General features: G+C 42.7%; 15 protein-coding genes and 1 CRISPR repeat array. Of the genes, 8 read left to right on the plus strand and 7 right to left on the minus strand.

What is annotated here, in order from left to right:
* Positions 1–106 precede the first annotated feature (106 nt).
* Together GSF04_RS04390 and GSF04_RS04395 are read right to left on the minus strand one after the other, a co-directional pair.
* A complete protein-coding gene (locus GSF04_RS04390; RefSeq protein ID WP_211856821.1) occupies positions 107–940 on the minus strand; it encodes a WYL domain-containing protein in 834 nt (277 codons plus the stop codon).
* A gap of 254 nt (positions 941–1194) precedes the next feature.
* A CRISPR array of direct repeats spans positions 1195–1768; the repeat unit is 29 nt; unit sequence CGGTTTAGCCCCGTGCGTACGGGGAACAC.
* 157 nt (positions 1769–1925) lie between these two features.
* Positions 1926–2408 (minus strand): GNAT family N-acetyltransferase, encoded by a 483-nt coding sequence (locus GSF04_RS04395; protein ID WP_010603960.1) that lies wholly within the window; start codon positions 2406–2408, stop codon positions 1926–1928.
* Positions 2409–2552: 144 nt separating this feature from the next.
* Here GSF04_RS04395 and GSF04_RS04400 point away from each other — a divergent pair, with 144 nt between their 5' ends.
* The 4 genes from GSF04_RS04400 (at position 2553) to GSF04_RS04415 (ending at position 6387) form a co-directional block, all read left to right on the plus strand.
* Entirely contained in the window at positions 2553–3074 is a 522-nt protein-coding gene (locus GSF04_RS04400) for a chalcone isomerase family protein (protein WP_211856822.1), read from the plus strand.
* A gap of 107 nt (positions 3075–3181) precedes the next feature.
* Positions 3182–3712: a DUF3833 domain-containing protein gene (locus GSF04_RS04405; RefSeq protein WP_211856823.1), complete on the plus strand. Its 531-nt coding sequence runs from the start codon at positions 3182–3184 to the stop codon at positions 3710–3712.
* A 231-nt stretch (positions 3713–3943) separates the two neighbouring features.
* On the plus strand, positions 3944–6085 hold the full coding sequence (locus GSF04_RS04410; protein WP_211856824.1) for a prolyl oligopeptidase family serine peptidase: 2142 nt from the start codon (positions 3944–3946) through the stop codon (positions 6083–6085).
* 59 nt (positions 6086–6144) lie between these two features.
* A complete protein-coding gene (locus GSF04_RS04415; RefSeq protein ID WP_211856825.1) occupies positions 6145–6387 on the plus strand; it encodes a Rho-binding antiterminator in 243 nt (80 codons plus the stop codon).
* Here the strand turns inward: GSF04_RS04415 and GSF04_RS04420 are convergent.
* Both GSF04_RS04420 and GSF04_RS04425 read right to left on the minus strand, forming a co-directional pair.
* The gene (locus GSF04_RS04420; RefSeq protein ID WP_010603965.1) at positions 6373–6834 is read right to left on the minus strand and encodes a GNAT family N-acetyltransferase; all 462 of its coding nucleotides are present in this window, start codon (positions 6832–6834) and stop codon (positions 6373–6375) included. The two genes, GSF04_RS04415 and GSF04_RS04420, sit on opposite strands and share 15 nt — an antisense overlap.
* A 697-nt stretch (positions 6835–7531) precedes the next feature.
* Positions 7532–9262 carry an ABC transporter ATP-binding protein gene (locus GSF04_RS04425; RefSeq protein WP_211856827.1) on the minus strand — a complete coding sequence of 577 codons (1731 nt, stop codon included), beginning with the start codon at positions 9260–9262 and terminating at the stop codon, positions 7532–7534.
* 125 nt (positions 9263–9387) lie between these two features.
* Here GSF04_RS04425 and GSF04_RS04430 point away from each other — a divergent pair, with 125 nt between their 5' ends.
* Complete coding sequence (locus GSF04_RS04430) at positions 9388–10278, plus strand: TetR/AcrR family transcriptional regulator (protein WP_069018700.1); 891 nt, start codon at positions 9388–9390, stop codon at positions 10276–10278.
* Between the two features lie 64 nt (positions 10279–10342).
* On the opposite strand, the gene GSF04_RS04435 is transcribed toward GSF04_RS04430, so the two are convergent.
* Both GSF04_RS04435 and GSF04_RS04440 read right to left on the minus strand, forming a co-directional pair.
* Positions 10343–11296: a helix-turn-helix domain-containing protein gene (locus GSF04_RS04435; RefSeq protein ID WP_211856829.1), complete on the minus strand. Its 954-nt coding sequence runs from the start codon at positions 11294–11296 to the stop codon at positions 10343–10345.
* A gap of 34 nt (positions 11297–11330) precedes the next feature.
* On the minus strand, positions 11331–12161 hold the full coding sequence (locus GSF04_RS04440) for an oxidoreductase (protein WP_211856832.1): 831 nt from the start codon (positions 12159–12161) through the stop codon (positions 11331–11333).
* Between the two features lie 175 nt (positions 12162–12336).
* On the opposite strand from GSF04_RS04440, the gene GSF04_RS04445 reads away from it, so the two are divergent.
* Positions 12337–15081 carry an ATP-binding protein gene (locus GSF04_RS04445; protein ID WP_211856833.1) on the plus strand — a complete coding sequence of 915 codons (2745 nt, stop codon included), beginning with the start codon at positions 12337–12339 and terminating at the stop codon, positions 15079–15081.
* Complete coding sequence (locus tag GSF04_RS04450) at positions 15078–15434, plus strand: Hpt domain-containing protein (protein ID WP_039496183.1); 357 nt, start codon at positions 15078–15080, stop codon at positions 15432–15434. The genes GSF04_RS04445 and GSF04_RS04450 overlap by 4 nt, the downstream gene beginning before the upstream one ends.
* On the opposite strand, the gene GSF04_RS04455 is transcribed toward GSF04_RS04450, so the two are convergent.
* The gene (locus GSF04_RS04455; protein WP_211856834.1) at positions 15431–16213 is read right to left on the minus strand and encodes an MBL fold metallo-hydrolase; all 783 of its coding nucleotides are present in this window, start codon (positions 16211–16213) and stop codon (positions 15431–15433) included. The two genes, GSF04_RS04450 and GSF04_RS04455, sit on opposite strands and share 4 nt — an antisense overlap.
* A gap of 202 nt (positions 16214–16415) precedes the next feature.
* Here GSF04_RS04455 and GSF04_RS04460 point away from each other — a divergent pair, with 202 nt between their 5' ends.
* Positions 16416–17414, plus strand: a complete 999-nt coding sequence (locus GSF04_RS04460) for a DUF4097 domain-containing protein (RefSeq protein ID WP_249122340.1) — start codon at positions 16416–16418, stop codon at positions 17412–17414.
* The last annotated feature ends 165 nt before the right edge of the window (positions 17415–17579 follow it).

Consider the following 17579-nt stretch of genomic DNA (forward strand, 5'->3'; position numbering starts at 1 on the left):
ACTGTTACTTCCTTGCTTTCAATACACTCAGCTTACGACGCAAATAAAATACCGACAATCCTGCGATTACAACCAGTAAAGAAATTACCCGGTCTGGTGCGTTTGTTTAGCTGTTCCATAACAACCTTTTGGCTCTCAGCTCTCTATAGCAGGACGGTTTCATCACAATTTGCTGCGCTTCCGGGTGTGGATGCTGAACATCCAGCCTCAAAATGCTGATCAGGTAATTGATCAATGTAGCGTTGGTTTTTATCTGCTTTTGGTGGTTGTGCATATCAAAGTCGTGGGCGATAACTTGCTGGGCGTACTCACTGAGTCTTGGGTCGGGGATAATGGTCAAAGTGACTTCCTGCTGCCAGGCTTCGTCGTCTTTTTTGTACTTTTGTGCTTTGCTGATAAATTCTGGTGAGGCAGAGACGATGCGCGATAATGAGAAATCCCTGAAGCCTCCTGCATGTTCACAGTAGACTCTCAGGTGGTAACGCAGCCCAGAGTTGATTAAGGTATGAGGGCGGATCACGCGCTCGGTTTCGCCACCTTCTTTTATTGACTGATAGCGAATATCCAGCACGCTTTGTCGCCGACAGGCATTCAGTATGGGCCGCAAAATGGTTGGATTGAGCTTTCTGTGTGGTAATACCAGCGCGGTGATGGTGGAGGAACTCAAGTTGTGGACGTACTGTTCCCCGGTGAGACTAGTATACTCAGTAAAATCCTGAGAGATGTAGTTAGGTGTAAAGGGGCTTGCCAGCATATAAGCTTTCTCAGACTCATTGTAGCTTGCGGCAATATTATAGCGTTCAATAAAGTCGGTGACATAACGTCGCGCGCTGGGCCGTGAAAGCTTAAATTTACTCTGGAAAGTACCGGTCTGGATTTCTCCCTGCCAAAACAATACCGCTTCAATATATCTAACATACAGCTCTTCCTTAGCCTGCATAAAACACTCTGGTAAAATTTTCGTAAAATAAATGTATCAAAACAAATAAAGTAAGTCATTGACCTGAGACAAACTGACAGTGAGATCACGCTAGCATTTTTTTGATGGTAGATTAATAATCAACTTTGGCGGCAGTGTTTCCAATGGGTAACGGTTATATGCAGTTTAGATATGATGTGAGTTCGAGTCTCACCCTGCCACCAATTCCAGCCAAGCTATCCACCACCTTCTTCCTACCGAAATGTCCTATTAGCTAGCCCCGCGTCTGCGGGGAACACGGCGATGTGAAAGGCAGTATTACATCAAAACCCGGTTTAGCCCCGCGTCTGCGGGGAACACGAACGCCTACCGGGGAATGAAAAGCGCTGGCGCGGTTTAGCCCCGCGTCTGCGGGGAACACTGATGCAGGCACAACAGCGATGGACGATGAAGCCGGTTTAGCCCCGTGCGTACGGGGAACACCATCACTTTTACAGTCATGGTTTTTACTCCGTCGGTTTAGCCCCGTGCGTACGGGGAACACTTTTTATATAATCCAATCAACAAACCTCTAGTCGGTTTAGCCCCGTGCGTACGGGGAACACTCTAGGGTTAATGATATTCATCATCCATATTACGGTTTAGCCCCGTGCGTACGGGGAACACGCAAAGTCAAAGGTCTCTGTCGTCGTTAAAATCGGTTTAGCCCCGTGCGTACGGGGAACACCTGTCAGCAAGTAAACAAAAATTATTAGGTTACGGTTTAGCCCCGTGCGTACGGGGAACACCGCTCTGTGCTCCTCACTGTAAACGAACATTACGGTTTAGCCCCGTGCGTACGGGGAACACTCTAAAAATATATCATTGTTTCTATTAATAAAAATCACACTTACAATATTCACCAAAAATATTGGGTACAAATTCTACGTATGTTTACTCGGCTCAATTGTTAAAGATCGGGGGTTTCTCTTGAAATAATGTATAGCCAACAGACTAATAAACTTCACTATACTTGCTCAGCAAAATCGATGAGTTCCTGTCCTGTTAGGCGATAAATAATCCACTCGTTTTGTGCTTTAGCACCGATGCTTTCATAAAAGTCGATTGATGGTTTGTTCCAGTCAAGTACCACCCACTCAAAGCGACCGCAATCCTTTTGTAGTGCAAGTCTTGCGAGATATTTCATGATCCCTTTACCTGCACCAACACCGCGCTTATCTTGTGATACATATAAGTCTTCAAGATAAAGACCGTGCTTGCCAAGCCAAGTAGAATAATTAAAGAAATACACTGCAAACCCGATTGCTTCGCCATCTAGTTCACAAATAACGCTGTGTGCTCTGGCTTCTTTACCAAACAGTTTCTGTTCTATTTCTTCCACGGTATTGAGCACTGCATCTGGCTCTTTCTCATAAATTGCAAGTTCGTTGATAAAGTGCAGTATCGTCGCGGCATCAGCTACTTCTGCTGGGCGAATTGAAAGGCTCATAATGGCTCCTGTATGTAGGTTTTAGTCAGCTTAACAAATTGTAAAGGGGGATGACAGCACCTTTCAGGCAGCAGCAAAGTGAACAAACTCTCCAGCTCGTTCGTATAACAAGCCAACTGATTTTTATTATAGGACGAGGTTAGTATGCAAAGGGTCATCTTTGCCTTTTTGATGTTGCTATTCAGCACTCTGGGTTTCGCAAGCACCAGTACTCTTGTAAATCAATTTATAGAAAACCCTCAACAAGTCGGCAAAACAAGTCGAATGACCTATTTGTTTTGGGATGTTTATGATGCCAGCCTTTATGCTCACCAAGGAGTCTACTCTCAAGATCAGCCTTTTGTGTTGGCATTAAGATATTTACGCGAGCTAGACGGCAAAGAGATAGCAAAACGATCACTGAAAGAGATAGAGAAACAAGGGTTTACTAACTCAAGTCAAGGTGAGCAATGGCTGGCAGAAATGGAAAAAATTTTTCCCAATGTCTCTAAAGGCACAATGCTATTTGGCGTAAGAACACCCGAGGGAACTACGCAGTTTTACCAAGATAAAAAGCTTATTGGCGAAGTGAAAGATTCAGAATTTACGACCCGCTTTTTCAATATTTGGCTCGGTGAAAAAACCTCCGAACCTGCCATGCGAGCTGAACTTTTGGGCCTGAAATGAGAATAATTAATGCTCCTTTTCCCTCAATTTCAACATCAATATTTTGTTCAACAAGACATAATAGAAGCAATAGCACTCAAAGAGGCATCAAGCCTAAGGAGAAAACAATGCGCATCACTCTTGCAGTACTCACCTTACTTTTATTGTCGGCTTGCAGCTCCGGGATTGACGGTAAAAAGTACGCTACACTTAAACCGCAATTTGACCCCTACGAGTTTTTTGTTGGTGATGTAAAAGCGTGGGGAATAGTCCAAGACAGAGATGGCAACTTAGTTCAACAGTTTACTGTCGATATCAAGGGCTCTATTAACAACAAGTCTGAACTTATTTTAGATGAGTCCTTCAACTATTTGCTCGGCGACGGGGCTCAAACGCGAGTTTGGACTATTACAAAAGCTGCAGGCAATAAATATACCGGCCGCGCCGACGATATCCTCAACTCAGCATCAGGCGAAACCTTCGGCAATGCGATGAATTGGCAGTATAGAATGGACTTACCCGTTGACGACACCAGCTACGAAGTACACTTTGATGATTGGATGTGGTCTTTTGATCAAACCACTCTCATGAATCGTTCCTATATTGAAAAGTTCGGTATTGTAATGGCTGAAGTCACAATATTTATGCAAAGGCAATAATAATTACGCCAAATCAACTTCAATTTAACCTTCTTACTCGTGTATTTGTCTACAATTTGTAGACAAATACACCGGCTTCACTACAATCCACAGCAATTCTAGTAGCGTAATCATGTCCAACACTGATAAATGCTTAACAAAAAATGCCGTATCGAAAAGTTTTATTACTGAGTAAGATGCAAGAAACTACGGCGAGATAGTAGCTAATAAGAACCAATAGGAATCCCCACAATGATAAAGAAGATACTAGCTGGAGCCATTGCTCTTGCGCTTGTCGGATGTGTTAATACCGAAAATGAACAATCTAATAATGCGGCATTGACGCAATCTGTGAAATATCCAATCACTAAAACAGGCACAGTGATAGACAACTACTTCGGTACGCAAGTGGCAGATCCATATCGCTGGTTAGAAGACGATAAAAGCGCAGAAACCGCTGCGTGGGTAAAAGCACAAAACGAGGCTACTCAAGCATATTTATCGCAGATTCCATATCGTAAAGACATCGAAAAACGCCTCACCGAACTACTTGATTACGAGCGTGTTTCTCAGCCTTTTAAACACGGCAACTATACTTATTTTTACAAAAATGATGGATTGCAAAACCAAAGTGTTTTGTACCGCCAAAAAGAAGGTGGTGAGGCTGAAGTATTTTTAGACCCAAATACCATGAGTGACGATGGCACAACATCGCTTGCAGGATTAAGTTTTAGTAAAGACGCTTCATTGGTGGCTTATCAAATTTCCGAAGGTGGGAGTGACTGGCGTAAAGTGATCGTACTAAACGCCGAGACTAAAGAGCAGGTCGGTGAAACGCTGGTCGACGTGAAGTTTAGTGGTATCTCTTGGTTTGGTAATGAAGGCTTCTATTACTCAAGCTATGACAAACCTAAGGGCAGTGAACTTTCTGCAAAAACTGACCAACACAAAGTGTATTACCACAAGATTGGCACACCTCAAGATCAAGACAAGGTCATTTTTGGTGCTACTGATGCGCAAAAACACCGTTATGTTTATGGTGGTGTAACAGACGATAAAAAATACTTGGTGATCTCTGCTGCGGTATCAACCTCAGGTAACAAGCTATTTATTCGTGACTTAAGCAAGCCAAATAGTGATTGGGTAACGATTTTAGATCATACCAACTCTGATACCAGCGTGATCCACAGTGAAGGCGACACATTGTTCTTAAGCACTAACTTAGATGCGCCGAACCGTCGTATCGTTAAAGTCAATGTGAAACAGCCACAACCAGAAAACTGGCAAGATGTGATCCCAGAAACCGACAATGTACTATCGGTTTCAACAGGTTCAGGTTACCTATTTGCGACTTACATCAAAGATGCAATTTCATTGGTAAAACAATATGACTTCACAGGTAAACTGATCCGTGACATTGCGCTTCCAGGTGTAGGCACTGTGAGTGGCTTTAGCGGTGAGGAAGAAGACAAAGTACTTTATTACTCATTCACTAACTACAACACCCCGCGATCTATCTTTGCTTTCGATGCTGAATCAGGGCGTAGCGAGTTATATAGTTCAGATAAAGTAGATTTTGATTCAGATGCTTACGTGTCTAAGCAAGTTTTTTACACCTCAAAAGACGGCACCCGCGTACCGATGATCATCACCCATAAAAAAGGGCTGAAATTGGATGGTAACAACCCAACTCTGTTGTACGGTTACGGTGGATTTAATGTCAGTCTTAAGCCTTACTTTAGCCCGACACGTGCAGCTTGGTTAGAGCTGGGTGGTGTTTATGCGGTAGCAAACTTACGTGGCGGCGGTGAGTATGGTAAAAAATGGCACAAAGCTGGTACTCAAATGCAAAAACAAAACGTCTTTGATGACTTTATTGCTGCAGGCGAATACTTAGTATCTGAAAATTATACTTCAAGTGAAAAGCTTGCAATTAACGGCGGTTCGAACGGTGGTTTGTTAGTAGGTGCGACGATGTTGCAACGTCCAGACCTATTCAAAGTGGCTGTACCTGCGGTAGGGGTACTTGATATGCTGCGTTACCACACGTTTACTGCTGGTGCTGGCTGGGCTTACGATTACGGTACGGCGGAAGACAACAAAGAGATGTTTGAATACCTGAAAGGGTATTCACCTGTGCATAACGTAAAGGCTGGTGTAAATTATCCAGCAACCATGATCACAACAGGCGACCACGATGACCGCGTAGTACCTGCACACTCTTATAAGTTTGCCGCTGAGCTACAAAGCAAACACACAGGTGCTAATCCGACGCTTATTCGTATCGAAACCAATGCTGGGCACGGCGCAGGCACACCGATAAGCAAGACGATTGAACAGTATGCCGATATTTATGGCTTTACGCTTTACAATATGGGGATTAAGTCTCTCTAAAGTCAAGTTCGAAAAGCCACCTGAACAAGCAGGTGGCTTTATTCAATAAGGACGTACCTATGATCAGTTGCCAACAGTATGATTATATCGAACTGGCGTGCCTAAAACGCCTAGCGGTTACTATTGAGATGAAAGGTGGTAAAGTTGTGCATGGCAGCTGCGAAAACACGGCCATAATCGACAAACAGGAGTGTTTAGTTTTAGAACAAGAAAGCCAAGCTGTCACTGTGGTGCTTGCAGAGATTGCCAGTATCTCTGCCGATACCGACAATCCCTATTTTACTAGGTTAAGATTTCAGTGATAACGCCATAAAGACACTTAACGGGTTGTCACGATACATACCAAAACGTTCACATCGCTCAAATCCCAAGCTCTCATAAAGACTTATCGCACTGGCTTGCTTAGAACCGGTTTCCAGCCGAATAAGTGGGATCTGCGCTTCACCCGCGTAGTGAAGCAAAATTTGCATAATACGTTTAGAAAGCCCTTTACCTCGATAACTAGGTTTTACGTACAAGCGTTTAATTTCACCGTATAAGGTTTTATCAAACTGCTTTACAATCGCACCGCACGCTACAATGCCCTCTTCATTTTGTAAGCCAACGGCATACACGTTAGGTTGGTTAATTTCTTCTATTGATAAAGACTGTGCACTTGCGATTGGATATAAGCTGTTCATAAGCTTATCGATTTCAGAAAACACCGCGACTACTTGTGGGTCATCTGACTTTAACTGAATTAATTGCATACCTGCCTCTGAGAAGTAAGGCCAATTTGTCCCGTGCTCATAAACTGAGCAATATTATTACTATTCTGGCCGACGTCAAACTATACCGAGTTAGAAATAATAAGCAAATTATAGAGGTAAGATGATAGGCTGAATGCCTACGGAAACTTTATGGTGGTGTTAGCTCAAGATACTAACCATATGTTTTAAATAAATAAAATTTAGTAACCCCGAACTGTTACAAAGTGTAAGGTATTGCTGTGAGCTAGATACTTCAAGCTAGCTACAAGCATCTAAGAATTTTTCATTCTTATTCTGTCGGGCGGACTTCATGCTTTATCGCGCCGCTCTTATGTATTGCTACTTTGGTTTCTACAGGCTGTTTGCTCTTACTTGGAAAGCTCAGTAAAGTCAGTAATAACAACACGCTTGTTAGCGCTACAATCAGCGGGATAGAGGTATGCGAACTTGTGTGTGGTGCTCTATGGGGCATAAACAAACCTACGAAAATTAATTTGTCTTCCCTAAAAACCAATCCTTTTTAACCAAAAACCAAAATAGCACTTAGTTAAATATGATTACTTTTTATCACATCTAAACTTTTAGTGCTATCTCATTTTAAAAAAACATCAAAAAGTATTAGTACAACCATTTACCCAATGACAGTACTGTTCATCCACTTTCCACCTATCCAACTGACGGACCACAACCAAAGTTATTAGCTTGCAGCTTGAAGGCTAAACTGTTTGTTCACTAGGCTTTGGTAAAGTGAAGAATGTTGCATCAGATACTGATGGTCTCCCTGTGATTCAATCTCACCTTTGTTAATGACGATAATATTATCGGCATCCATAACCGTACTGAGTCGATGCGCAGCGATAATTGTAGTACGACCTTTTTTTGCATTTTTCAGGGCAATTTGAATAGCGGCTTCACTTTGTGAATCAAGGCTTGCCGTTGCTTCATCCAACAGCAGCAATGCTGGGTCTTTCAATAGTGCTCGCGCCAGTGCAACTCGTTGCCTTTGTCCGCCAGATAGAGTAATGCCACGCTCACCAATTCGAGTATTCAACCCATCAGGAAGTGTCGCTATAAACTCTGCTAAATCGGCCGTGGCGATGGCATGCTGTAATTGTCCATCATCTATTGTTTCATCAGCACCGTATACCAAGTTTTCATATAAGGTGCCACACAGCAGCGGGCTCTCTTGCGCAACGTAACCGATTTGCGCTCTCAAATTGGCTCGGTCTAGCTCTTCAACATTAAGCCCAGCAATTTCGATGTAACCACGCCTCGCCTGATAAAAGCCCTGCAACAAAGCGAAGAGTGTAGACTTACCAACTCCTGATGGCCCAACAATCGCGGTCGTTTTTCCACTTAAGAATTCACAGCTCAAGCTTTTAAATACCGGTTTATCATCAACATAGCTAAAAGATAAATTGCGAACATAAATTGACTTATCAGTCAGGTTAATTGTATGACCACTTTCATTTTCTGGTGCCGTTGCTAAGATCTCATTAATACGAACGGCCGCTCCTTTTGCTTTATTAAACGCGGCTACCACCATGCTTAACTGCCCCATCGGCAACACAATGTTCAGTAAAAACATGATAAACGCAACAAAAGCGCCTAGCGTCATCGCACTGTTGGCAACCCTTGATGCGCCAAATCCTAGTACTAACACTATCGAAGCCATGATCACTAAATTCACCAATGCGCCCATGGTAGCTAAAAGCGTATGTTCTGACATTGCAGTTTTATAGAGTGACTTCAATTCATTGTTATTCTTTTTAGCTTCTATTTTTTCTGCACCTTGTGCTCTTAGTAAGCGGATATTGGCAAACAGTTCGGTTAACCTTCCAAGCATAGAGGCTTCAGTATCTTGTAATGACTTAGACAGATCCGTTAGCCTCACGGAAAACGGTAAGATAATCAGAAAACTAGCCGTCACTGCACCAAGCATTACAAGCGTCATTTGCCAGTCTAAAAACCATAGAATAATAAAAGAGCCAAATAATGAAACCACACCAGATATAAAAGACACAGACTGCTCGCTCACGAGGTTTTCAATAATTTCAGTGTCTTTTACGATACGATTCGCGGGCTCCCCAGCCCTAGTATTATCAAAGAAGGAAACAGGCAAACGAATGAGGTGCTGAAAAAGGTCTCCGCGTAATTTAAGCTTTTGCTCATTGCCAATTTTACCCATGATGTAAGTCATTAACCCTGCTAGCACAGCGGAAAATATTAATACCACAATTAATATGACTATCTGTTCATTTGAAAAATGACCATGTTCTCCAAGTTCTTCCAGTAATTTTTTCGTTTGCAAAGGCACCAACAAACCTAAAACACTAGAGATAATCGTAAACAAAACCAGAGTTGATAGTAGTAGGCGACTTGGCTGCGTGCGCCTGACTAGTTGTATTAAAGATGATGTATTGTTCATAATTATGATGTTCCCGTTGAATAGACAACATAATAATTGACCACATTTTAAATTTAGTCAATTTAAAACTGACCTATTGGTCATTTTTAAATTGACTGTATACTGCAATGTGAACAGGAGGAGCTATGTCTGATAAGCGGAAATTAATACTGGCATGCGCGGAGCAGTTACTTTTAGCAGAGGGCGATAGTGCCTTTAGCATGCAAACCATCGCCAATAAAGTGGGCATTTCGAAAGGTGCTATCTACCTACACTTTAAGTCAAAAGACGAACTACTATTAGCCGTTTTTGAGCGTCAAACAGCGGATCTGCTAGATAAAATAAGAGCAATATTAGAAAGTGATAAATTGACACCAATTGCTAAGCTAAAACAACAAATCCGCTTCCAGCACGAAGATTTAAAGCAGTACCAAGCGATGTTTCAACTCTTATTACAGGAGGAGTCACTGAGCTTTTCAAATAACTTGATCATGTTCTATCAAGAGTTTCGCTTGACGTGGCTTACGCTACAAGAAGGCTTTTTACTTGAAAACTATGGCGAGCAAGTTCGTCCATGGAAAACCGATCTCGCGATGACGCTTGATGGCATTATAGCTAACTACCTTTCGCTTCCCGTGATCGAAGGTATTGATTTCGACACTGAAAAGCTGGTTAATTGGGTGGTGTCATGCATGGACTCAATTTGTACAGCGCTACCAAATCAAACACTGTTGCCGGTGTTAACCGAACAGGATTTTCCGTCCCAAAAAGAGATCGAAGCTAAAAAACGACAACTCCACGAACAAAAAGTCCAACAAGCTTTTTTACAGCTCCAAGAAAAATCCCAAAAGCTAAAGCTTGCACCACAAAAGCGTGAGATCGTAGACCATACAATCGCTCTGTTGGAGGCTCAACTACAAGGTGAAAACCCTGATACAGTATTAATCAGGGCGCTTCTCGCAGGACTTCGAGACTACAGAGGACTAAATACTGAGCGCCAGCTACTCGCAGAAAGACTCAATGTAGAGGCGGTGTAAACAAAAAGTATCGCTTCTCTACTTGGTGCTTCCAAGCACCGTGGTACTAAGGACAACTTACATACTAGTGCTCGCGGCGGTATTGCTGTGGACTAAGCCCTGTTTTTGCCTTAAACAATTTACTAAAATGCTGTGGGTACTCAAATCCCAATGAGTAGGCCACTTGGCTAATTTGTTCATCCGTACCTAACAAGCAGGTTTTTGCTCTATCAATAAGGCGCTCTTGAATGACTTGTTGTGCCGATTTACCTATTTCACGTTTTAGCATGTCGCTGAGGTAGGATGAAGACATGTGAAGTACGCTAGAGCAATAGGCAACGGTGGGAAGCCCTAGCTCTAACGCCTTTTGTTTACCAAAGTAATCATCCAATAATGTGTCAAGCCGAGCGACAACGTCAGAGTTTGTATTTGTCCTCACATAAAACTGCCGATCATAGTAACGCACACAATAATTGAGAATAAGCTCGATGTTTGCAACAAGCAAAGTTTGGGTGTGCCTATCAATGCCCTGCTTGTACTCTACTTCAACTTTATCCGCCAAATCAGTCAGGTTTTTTCTTTCTTCATCTGACAAATGCAATGCTTCATGACTATCATAAGAGAAGAAGCTGAATTGCTCTATACACTTTCCAAGTGCAGACTTTCTTATCAAGTCAGGATGAAACAAAAGTGTCCACCCCCCCGGTTCCACCTTTCTCTCAGCAGTAGAAACTGTGATACGTTGACCTGGTTTGGTAAATACCAATGTGCCTTCTTTAAAATCATATTTATTTCGGCCATAAGTTAATTCATCGCAAAACCCTGACTTAAGGCTTATCTGAAATAAGTTAATAATATAGCTTTGATTTATATAAGGAATATTCTTGGTAAGTAATACGTCATCGACTCGGATCACCGACACCAGAGGATGGCGAGGCGGGTCGAGATCAAACATCTTATGCACTGCTGCTATATCATTAATTACAATCGCTTTTGTCATATCGAACTCTGCAAATCCCGCAGCTTTATTCAGTGCCACGGGACTCTATCATCTTGTAAATTTAAGTCGTTGCTTACTTAACCATCTCCAGAATCAATTTATCGAAGTATTTATCCGATAGCCACCTTCGTAAAAAAAGTAACAGCAACGCATATTTTCCGGCCGCGTAGCGTGTCTTTGGGGCTTCACTATTCACTGCAACCGCTATGGTATCTGCAATGATCTCTGGTCGGGTATTTTTAATGTCTTTATACACCTGCGATGTTGCTTCTACCATGTTTTTAGCCATTGCCTGATATGGACCATTATCAGAGCGAAGTAGCATAGGTGCCATCATGATGTTGCTAAATTCAGTCTCAATCGCGCCAGGTTCAATGATAGATACTTTTAAACCAAGGTGTTGTGTCTCTACTCTTAAACAGTCACTCCACCCTTCAAGAGCGTGCTTTGTAGCATGATACCAAGCCCCCAACGGTGTATATACTTTGCCTGCCACAGAGGAAACATTAATAATGTGCCCCTTACCTCGCTCGCGCATGATTGGCAGTACTTTTTGAGTGAGAAACGTTGTAGCAAAAAAATTCACTTCAAATTGTTTTCTGACATCTTCTTGGCTGGTTTCTTCCACCGCACCATAAACAGAAAACCCAGCGTTGTTTATCAACACATCCACATAGCCATGGCGTGTAAAAATCGTCTGTAGTGCAGCATCAACTTCATCTTCGTGGGTAATATCCACTTTGAGGGCAACGCCACCAGCTTGCACTAGCTCAGCCATGTTTTCCATCCTGCGTGCAGCTCCATATACAATATGACCTTGAGAAAGTAGCTTAAGCGCGGTGGCTTTACCTATGCCTGAGGATGCTCCCGTGACTAAAATCACCTTTGCATTATAAATTCTCATCTTACCTTATCCACATTATTGATTTGGTTTTACTATATCTGGGCCCACCAAATCGAACGTATACATATCCCTGTAAGACGTACACATATTTTTAAACCTCACTAGATTGACTATAAATCCAGCAAGTTAATCATGAACTGCTATATTGTTTTATGAGGATATTATGGGGGATACGATGCTAACTGCGCTTAAAGACAGTATGCCAATTTTGATTGTTACATCTGAATGGTATGTCAGTCATACAACCGCCGTTGCGGAAAAACTGTTCGCACCTGTCGATAACGTCATCAATAAGCACCTTGAAGACTTATTTATCTTTCCTTTATGCGTAGAAGAACAGCAAAAAACAATTGCTGACGGCTCTTTGGTACAAGTGTCGTTTCGCACATCGCCAAATGTACAATTTTTACTGTCATTTTATGATGTTCGCAGCAACGAAATATTTGTACATATTGCCGAGCTCTCTACTTATTATTGTCAAAACCCTTTGGAAGACGAACAGACTCGAATTTTGCGCCACGCCGTCAACAGCGCAAACCTAGGAGTTTGGTGCTACGATCTCCTTAATAAGACAGCGTATTTCTCTCCTAAATTCAAATCATTGATAGGCCTCCCAGCCTCAGCAGAACTTGACTGGGACACCTTAAAAAGCATGATTTACCACGAAGATCAGCCACTATTTGCCGAGCTACTCGCTCACCATATTGAACAAGGTCTTATGCTACATTTTGAGTTCCGGCTTGAAGTAAGGGGAACAATTCATTGGTTTGAGTTCAAGGGAGAACAAGTTAAGTATTGTATTCGCACACACAGTGTTTATGGGATTTTAGCTGACTGCACTCACGAAAAAGACATGCTAGTTGCATTACATGATGCAGAAGAAAGCAAAGAACTTGCCATGCAAGCGGGGAAAATAGGCACTTGGCGAGCAATACGAGTGGCGAATCAATGGATCTGGAATTGGGATCATCAAGCGAATGAAATTTTTAAGCTTTCGGAAGACGATATTGGCAATTTGCATCTTTGGGAAGCAAGCCTTCACCCCGACGATAAAGCACGTGTTACTCAAGCGCTAGAAGCGTCGCTAAACTCAGGTGAAACCTTTGAGCAGCGTTATCGCGGCTTGCTCAACGATAAAGATATTGTTGTAGTGTATGCCAAAGGTGTTGTGGGGCTTGATGAGCAGGGTCGGCCAGCACGTATTGACGGCGTTGTTATCGATCAAACCGATGTATATATTGCCCAGAAAAAACTCCAGCACATCAATCAAGAATTAGAGCAACGCGTCGCAGAGCGCACCGCCGATCTTGAGGCTGCTATTATTAAAGCTGAGCAGGCCAATCGCACTAAATCAGACTTTTTGTCCATGATGAGCCATGAACTCAGAACCCCCATGAATGGCATTATCGGCTCCTTAGATCTCATGGCGCTATCAGAGCTTGATGAAGACAATCAAGAGCTTTTAGAAACCGCGTCTATTTCAGCCAATAATTTAGTCTCAATATTAAATGATATTTTAGACTTAGCCAAAGTTGAGCAAGGGAAAATGGAGCTTGAAAGCTATCCTTTCTCCCCTTCTAAAATGCTCAATAACATCATCAAAACCTTCGAAGCCCACGCGCGAGACAAATCAGTAAAATTAACGGTGCATGAGGACATAAAACTACCGCTAGAAGTGATTGGCGATGAAAATAGAGTACGGCAAATTATCTTTAACGTTGTCAGCAATGCCATCAAATTTAGCGTTGCAGATCGCGAAGGCGGCGCGAAAGTCACCATCAATGTGCACTGGGCATGTGAAGGCGTAGCCTTATCTCACTTGATATTTAAGATAGAAGACAATGGCATTGGCATTGCACCAGAAGTACAAAAGAAACTGTTTACCCCCTTTACACAAGCCGAACGCTCTATCACGAGAAAATACGGTGGTACGGGGTTAGGACTTGCAATATGTGGCAAGCTTATTGACTTAATGGGCGGCAAGGTCGTCTTAAAAAGCAAATCCGGTGAAGGCTCAACTTTTACCATTACCATTCCTATTTGGCGCCCAAGAACACAACAGCAACCCAATATTCTATTTAATACGCTCTCTTGGTTAAGTGATATCCCTTGGCAAAGTTCGTTGGCGCTGACTCAGTTGTACAATGCCTGCACGCATTTTTGCAATGAGCTCAAAGTCATCGAGTCACCCAATGAAATCAAAGAGACAGACGATACCGCACTTATTCGTGTTGTCACAACGCAAGCCGGAGCCTCTGCAGAGCAAATACACTCACCTATTCCAGAGTTAGTATTTCTTGATGAAAAGGCGTTTGCTAACTTGAACAGTACAGCGTTAACCACACAAAAACCAAAACCAATTGCACCGCAGACTCAATACGCCATCGGTCAATTACTGAGTAAACTTAAAGCAAGTCAGCAAAGTGACGAGGCTGATTTAGGTGAATTAAACGATCTCAGTGAACTAGATGCGCTACTTTCACTAGACGATAAAGTATCTAGCCCTACCGATGATGAATCGGATACGAGTGGTAAGCAGCATATACTCCTTGCCGAGGATAACCCCTTTAACCAAAAACTCATCGTCAAACAGCTTTCTAGACTTGGCGTTTCCTGTGATATCGCCAATAACGGCAAAGAGGCCTTGGCGATGTATAAAAGCCAGCAATATCAGCTTTTGTTGACGGATTGCCATATGCCAGAGATAGATGGCTATGAATTAACTAAGTTAATTCGCGCATTTGAGTCCAGTGAAGAGCGCAGTGCGATTCCTATTGTTGCCGTCACAGGCGCCGCTATGAAAGGGGATAAAGAGCTTTGTTTAGATAGTGGCATGAATGACTATGTTAGCAAACCGGTGCGATTACAAGAGCTTAAAAACACCTTAGGTAAATGGTTAGATATGGACTTTACACAATGAGTAAAACCCTCAACCCTCAGGTGCTTATCGATTTAATCGGTGATGATTTTGCTACGGCGAAAAAGTTTTACACCGACTTTCTAGTACAATCGAAATCTAGTTGCGCAAAAATTAAAACTGCATACCAAACTCGTGCCTTTCAAGCGTTAAAAGACGAAGCGCATTACCTCAAAACCTCCGCCAAAGCAGTGGGTGCAGAGGTACTAGCTGAACATCTACAGGCGTTAGAATATTCAGCACTTGATAACAACACCACTGAGTGCGCCGAAAAAATAAAAGCGATACACCATGAGATCGGCAGCGAGTTTGTTCGAGAATTAAAAGCCTATTTAACCTCTCAGTCGCAAACTTAGAGCGCAATCGGCTGCTCAGCGATAGCCGCTTTGAGTCCTGCGCGTTCGAACTTCACAACATCTTCTTGATGCTGGTAGTGATAGATCCAAATATTTTTAATGATGTCTTCACGATAGCTCATCAACAACTCATTAAGGGAGCAGTGACTGGGATTGTTTGCAAGACCGCAGTCATGAAAAATAACCTCGCCATTACTGACGCGGTGATGGAGCAGCTCTGGAATAGCTTTGGTGTCACCACTGTAAAACAGGCTACCTGGGAGATGTAACGAAAAAGCGCTATTGGGTTCATGATGACGAACGGCATAACTATGTATACGTTGCCCACGATGAAGAAAGCTTTCTGAGATTGGAAATAAACGAAAAACCTGCCATACGCCGCAAGTCCCTTCGCTCAGTCCGGTGTAAGCAAGCATATTACACAACCCAACGATTAGCTCTGCTGGAGCATATAACGTGATTTGGTGCTGACTTAATGCAGCCTGAAAGTAAAGCTGCTCCAATCCACCAACATGGTCATAATGAAGATGAGTGATAAACACAGCATCGGGTAATGACGAAAAATGCTTTTTATAACGCGACACCGTATCAAAGCCACAATCTATCAATAACCAAGGTAGACCTTTATGGGTCAATACACAGGCAGAGCACCCAAGAGTTGCAGCGCTGGCGGCACTTCCCACTCCCAAAAAAACAGCAGCGTCTGGTTTACAGTGACTGTCAACGAATGATTTCGGATTGACAGCGTGTAGTTCGGTTGTCTTCGTTATGTCTTTCATTGCACTGCTAGAAAAATCAACAAACAATAGCACCAGACTACATTGTCGGATTTACAGACATATGACAGTCATATCTGCAATCTTTTGGTTCAACTCACTATTTGATTTCGCTATTTTGACCACCCTAAGGTTCGATACCTGCTTAATCTATTGATTTTTTTATAACTTCATTCTGGTATAACTATTGCTGAATGATAACCTTATGTCATCACCACTATGGAAAATAACAACGATGAAAAAGCTCCTCACTAGTTTAGCTGCACTTAGCCTTTTATCTGGCTGTGTCGTACATATCTCTCCAAGCGCAGCCGCAACCAAAACACTCCATAAATCTTTGCAACTCAACGCTGCAGACATCAGCAAACTTGATGCAAATACCACTTCGGGTAATATCCAGATCATTGGATACGATAACCAACAAGAGATCCAAGTGAAAGCTTCAGTGTTAACCACAGAAGCAGAGAACTACCAACTTACCCTTGAAAAATCCGGTGACACTGCTATGTTGGTGGCCGACTCAGATACAAGTTCTGGTGTACAATGGTATCGCAATAATAGCCCTAGAATTGACTTAACCATCACCATGCCAAGCCAACTTGCGCTAACACTTGATGACAGTTCTGGGGATATGGCCATCAAAAATATCAAAGGTTTTATCAAACTAGATGATGGCTCTGGCAATATCACCTTAGAAGATATTCAAGGTGCTGAAATTGATGACGGCAGTGGCAATATCCATATCACCAACGTCCAGCAACTTGTTATCGACGATGGTTCTGGCGACATAACCATAAAGGGATTAGTCGATACACTAGAGTTGGAGGATGGCTCGGGTAATATTGATGTGATTGGCGGCACGGATATCAAAATAGAAGATGAGTCTGGCGATCTAATCCTTCGCGGTTTTAGCGGCAACGCAGATATCATCGATGGCTCTGGCTCACTGGTTGTTGAAGGCGGACGCAATATTGAAATCGATGATGAATCCGGTAATATTCGAGTTCGTCGCGCCCAAGGCGATGTCACTATCGTTGATGGTTCGGGCAATACGGATATCGAAGCAGTGAAGGGCCACGTTCAAATAGAAGACGGCGCTGGAAATATTCGTGTGGTAAATGCCGGCTCCTTGACCATTACCGAATCAGGTTCAGGCTCGGTGAAAATAGATAAGATAGCAGGAGCCGTAAAGCTAGATGACTAGGCCTGCTGAATGATTTTAGTGTGGAGCAATATACGATTGCTCCACATTAAAGTTCAACATTAACTCGAGACTATGTGCAAACTCGAGACTATGTGTAAAATCAGATCGTCCTCTTGACAGGTTTCAACGCCCATCCTGGACTACGACAACCTTTTCTTTGATGTC

Origin of the sequence: Pseudoalteromonas sp. A22, from assembly GCF_018141345.1 — a bacterium.
GTDB classification, from domain to species: domain Bacteria; phylum Pseudomonadota; class Gammaproteobacteria; order Enterobacterales; family Alteromonadaceae; genus Pseudoalteromonas; species Pseudoalteromonas maricaloris.

Coding starts and splice junctions, on each gene's coding strand:
- GSF04_RS04430 (WP_069018700.1), top strand. CDS start 9,388: ATGTCTGATAAGCGGAAATTAATACTGGCATGCGCGGAGCAGTTACTT.
- GSF04_RS04460 (WP_249122340.1), top strand. CDS start 16,416: ATGTCATCACCACTATGGAAAATAACAACGATGAAAAAGCTCCTCACT.
- GSF04_RS04410 (WP_211856824.1), top strand. CDS start 3,944: ATGATAAAGAAGATACTAGCTGGAGCCATTGCTCTTGCGCTTGTCGGA.
- GSF04_RS04440 (WP_211856832.1), bottom strand. CDS start 12,161: ATGAGAATTTATAATGCAAAGGTGATTTTAGTCACGGGAGCATCCTCA.
- GSF04_RS04400 (WP_211856822.1), top strand. CDS start 2,553: ATGCAAAGGGTCATCTTTGCCTTTTTGATGTTGCTATTCAGCACTCTG.
- GSF04_RS04420 (WP_010603965.1), bottom strand. CDS start 6,834: ATGCAATTAATTCAGTTAAAGTCAGATGACCCACAAGTAGTCGCGGTG.
- GSF04_RS04390 (WP_211856821.1), bottom strand. CDS start 940: ATGCAGGCTAAGGAAGAGCTGTATGTTAGATATATTGAAGCGGTATTG.
- GSF04_RS04395 (WP_010603960.1), bottom strand. CDS start 2,408: ATGAGCCTTTCAATTCGCCCAGCAGAAGTAGCTGATGCCGCGACGATA.
- GSF04_RS04455 (WP_211856834.1), bottom strand. CDS start 16,213: ATGAAAGACATAACGAAGACAACCGAACTACACGCTGTCAATCCGAAA.
- GSF04_RS04445 (WP_211856833.1), top strand. CDS start 12,337: ATGCTAACTGCGCTTAAAGACAGTATGCCAATTTTGATTGTTACATCT.
- GSF04_RS04450 (WP_039496183.1), top strand. CDS start 15,078: ATGAGTAAAACCCTCAACCCTCAGGTGCTTATCGATTTAATCGGTGAT.
- GSF04_RS04415 (WP_211856825.1), top strand. CDS start 6,145: ATGATCAGTTGCCAACAGTATGATTATATCGAACTGGCGTGCCTAAAA.
- GSF04_RS04425 (WP_211856827.1), bottom strand. CDS start 9,262: ATGAACAATACATCATCTTTAATACAACTAGTCAGGCGCACGCAGCCA.
- GSF04_RS04405 (WP_211856823.1), top strand. CDS start 3,182: ATGCGCATCACTCTTGCAGTACTCACCTTACTTTTATTGTCGGCTTGC.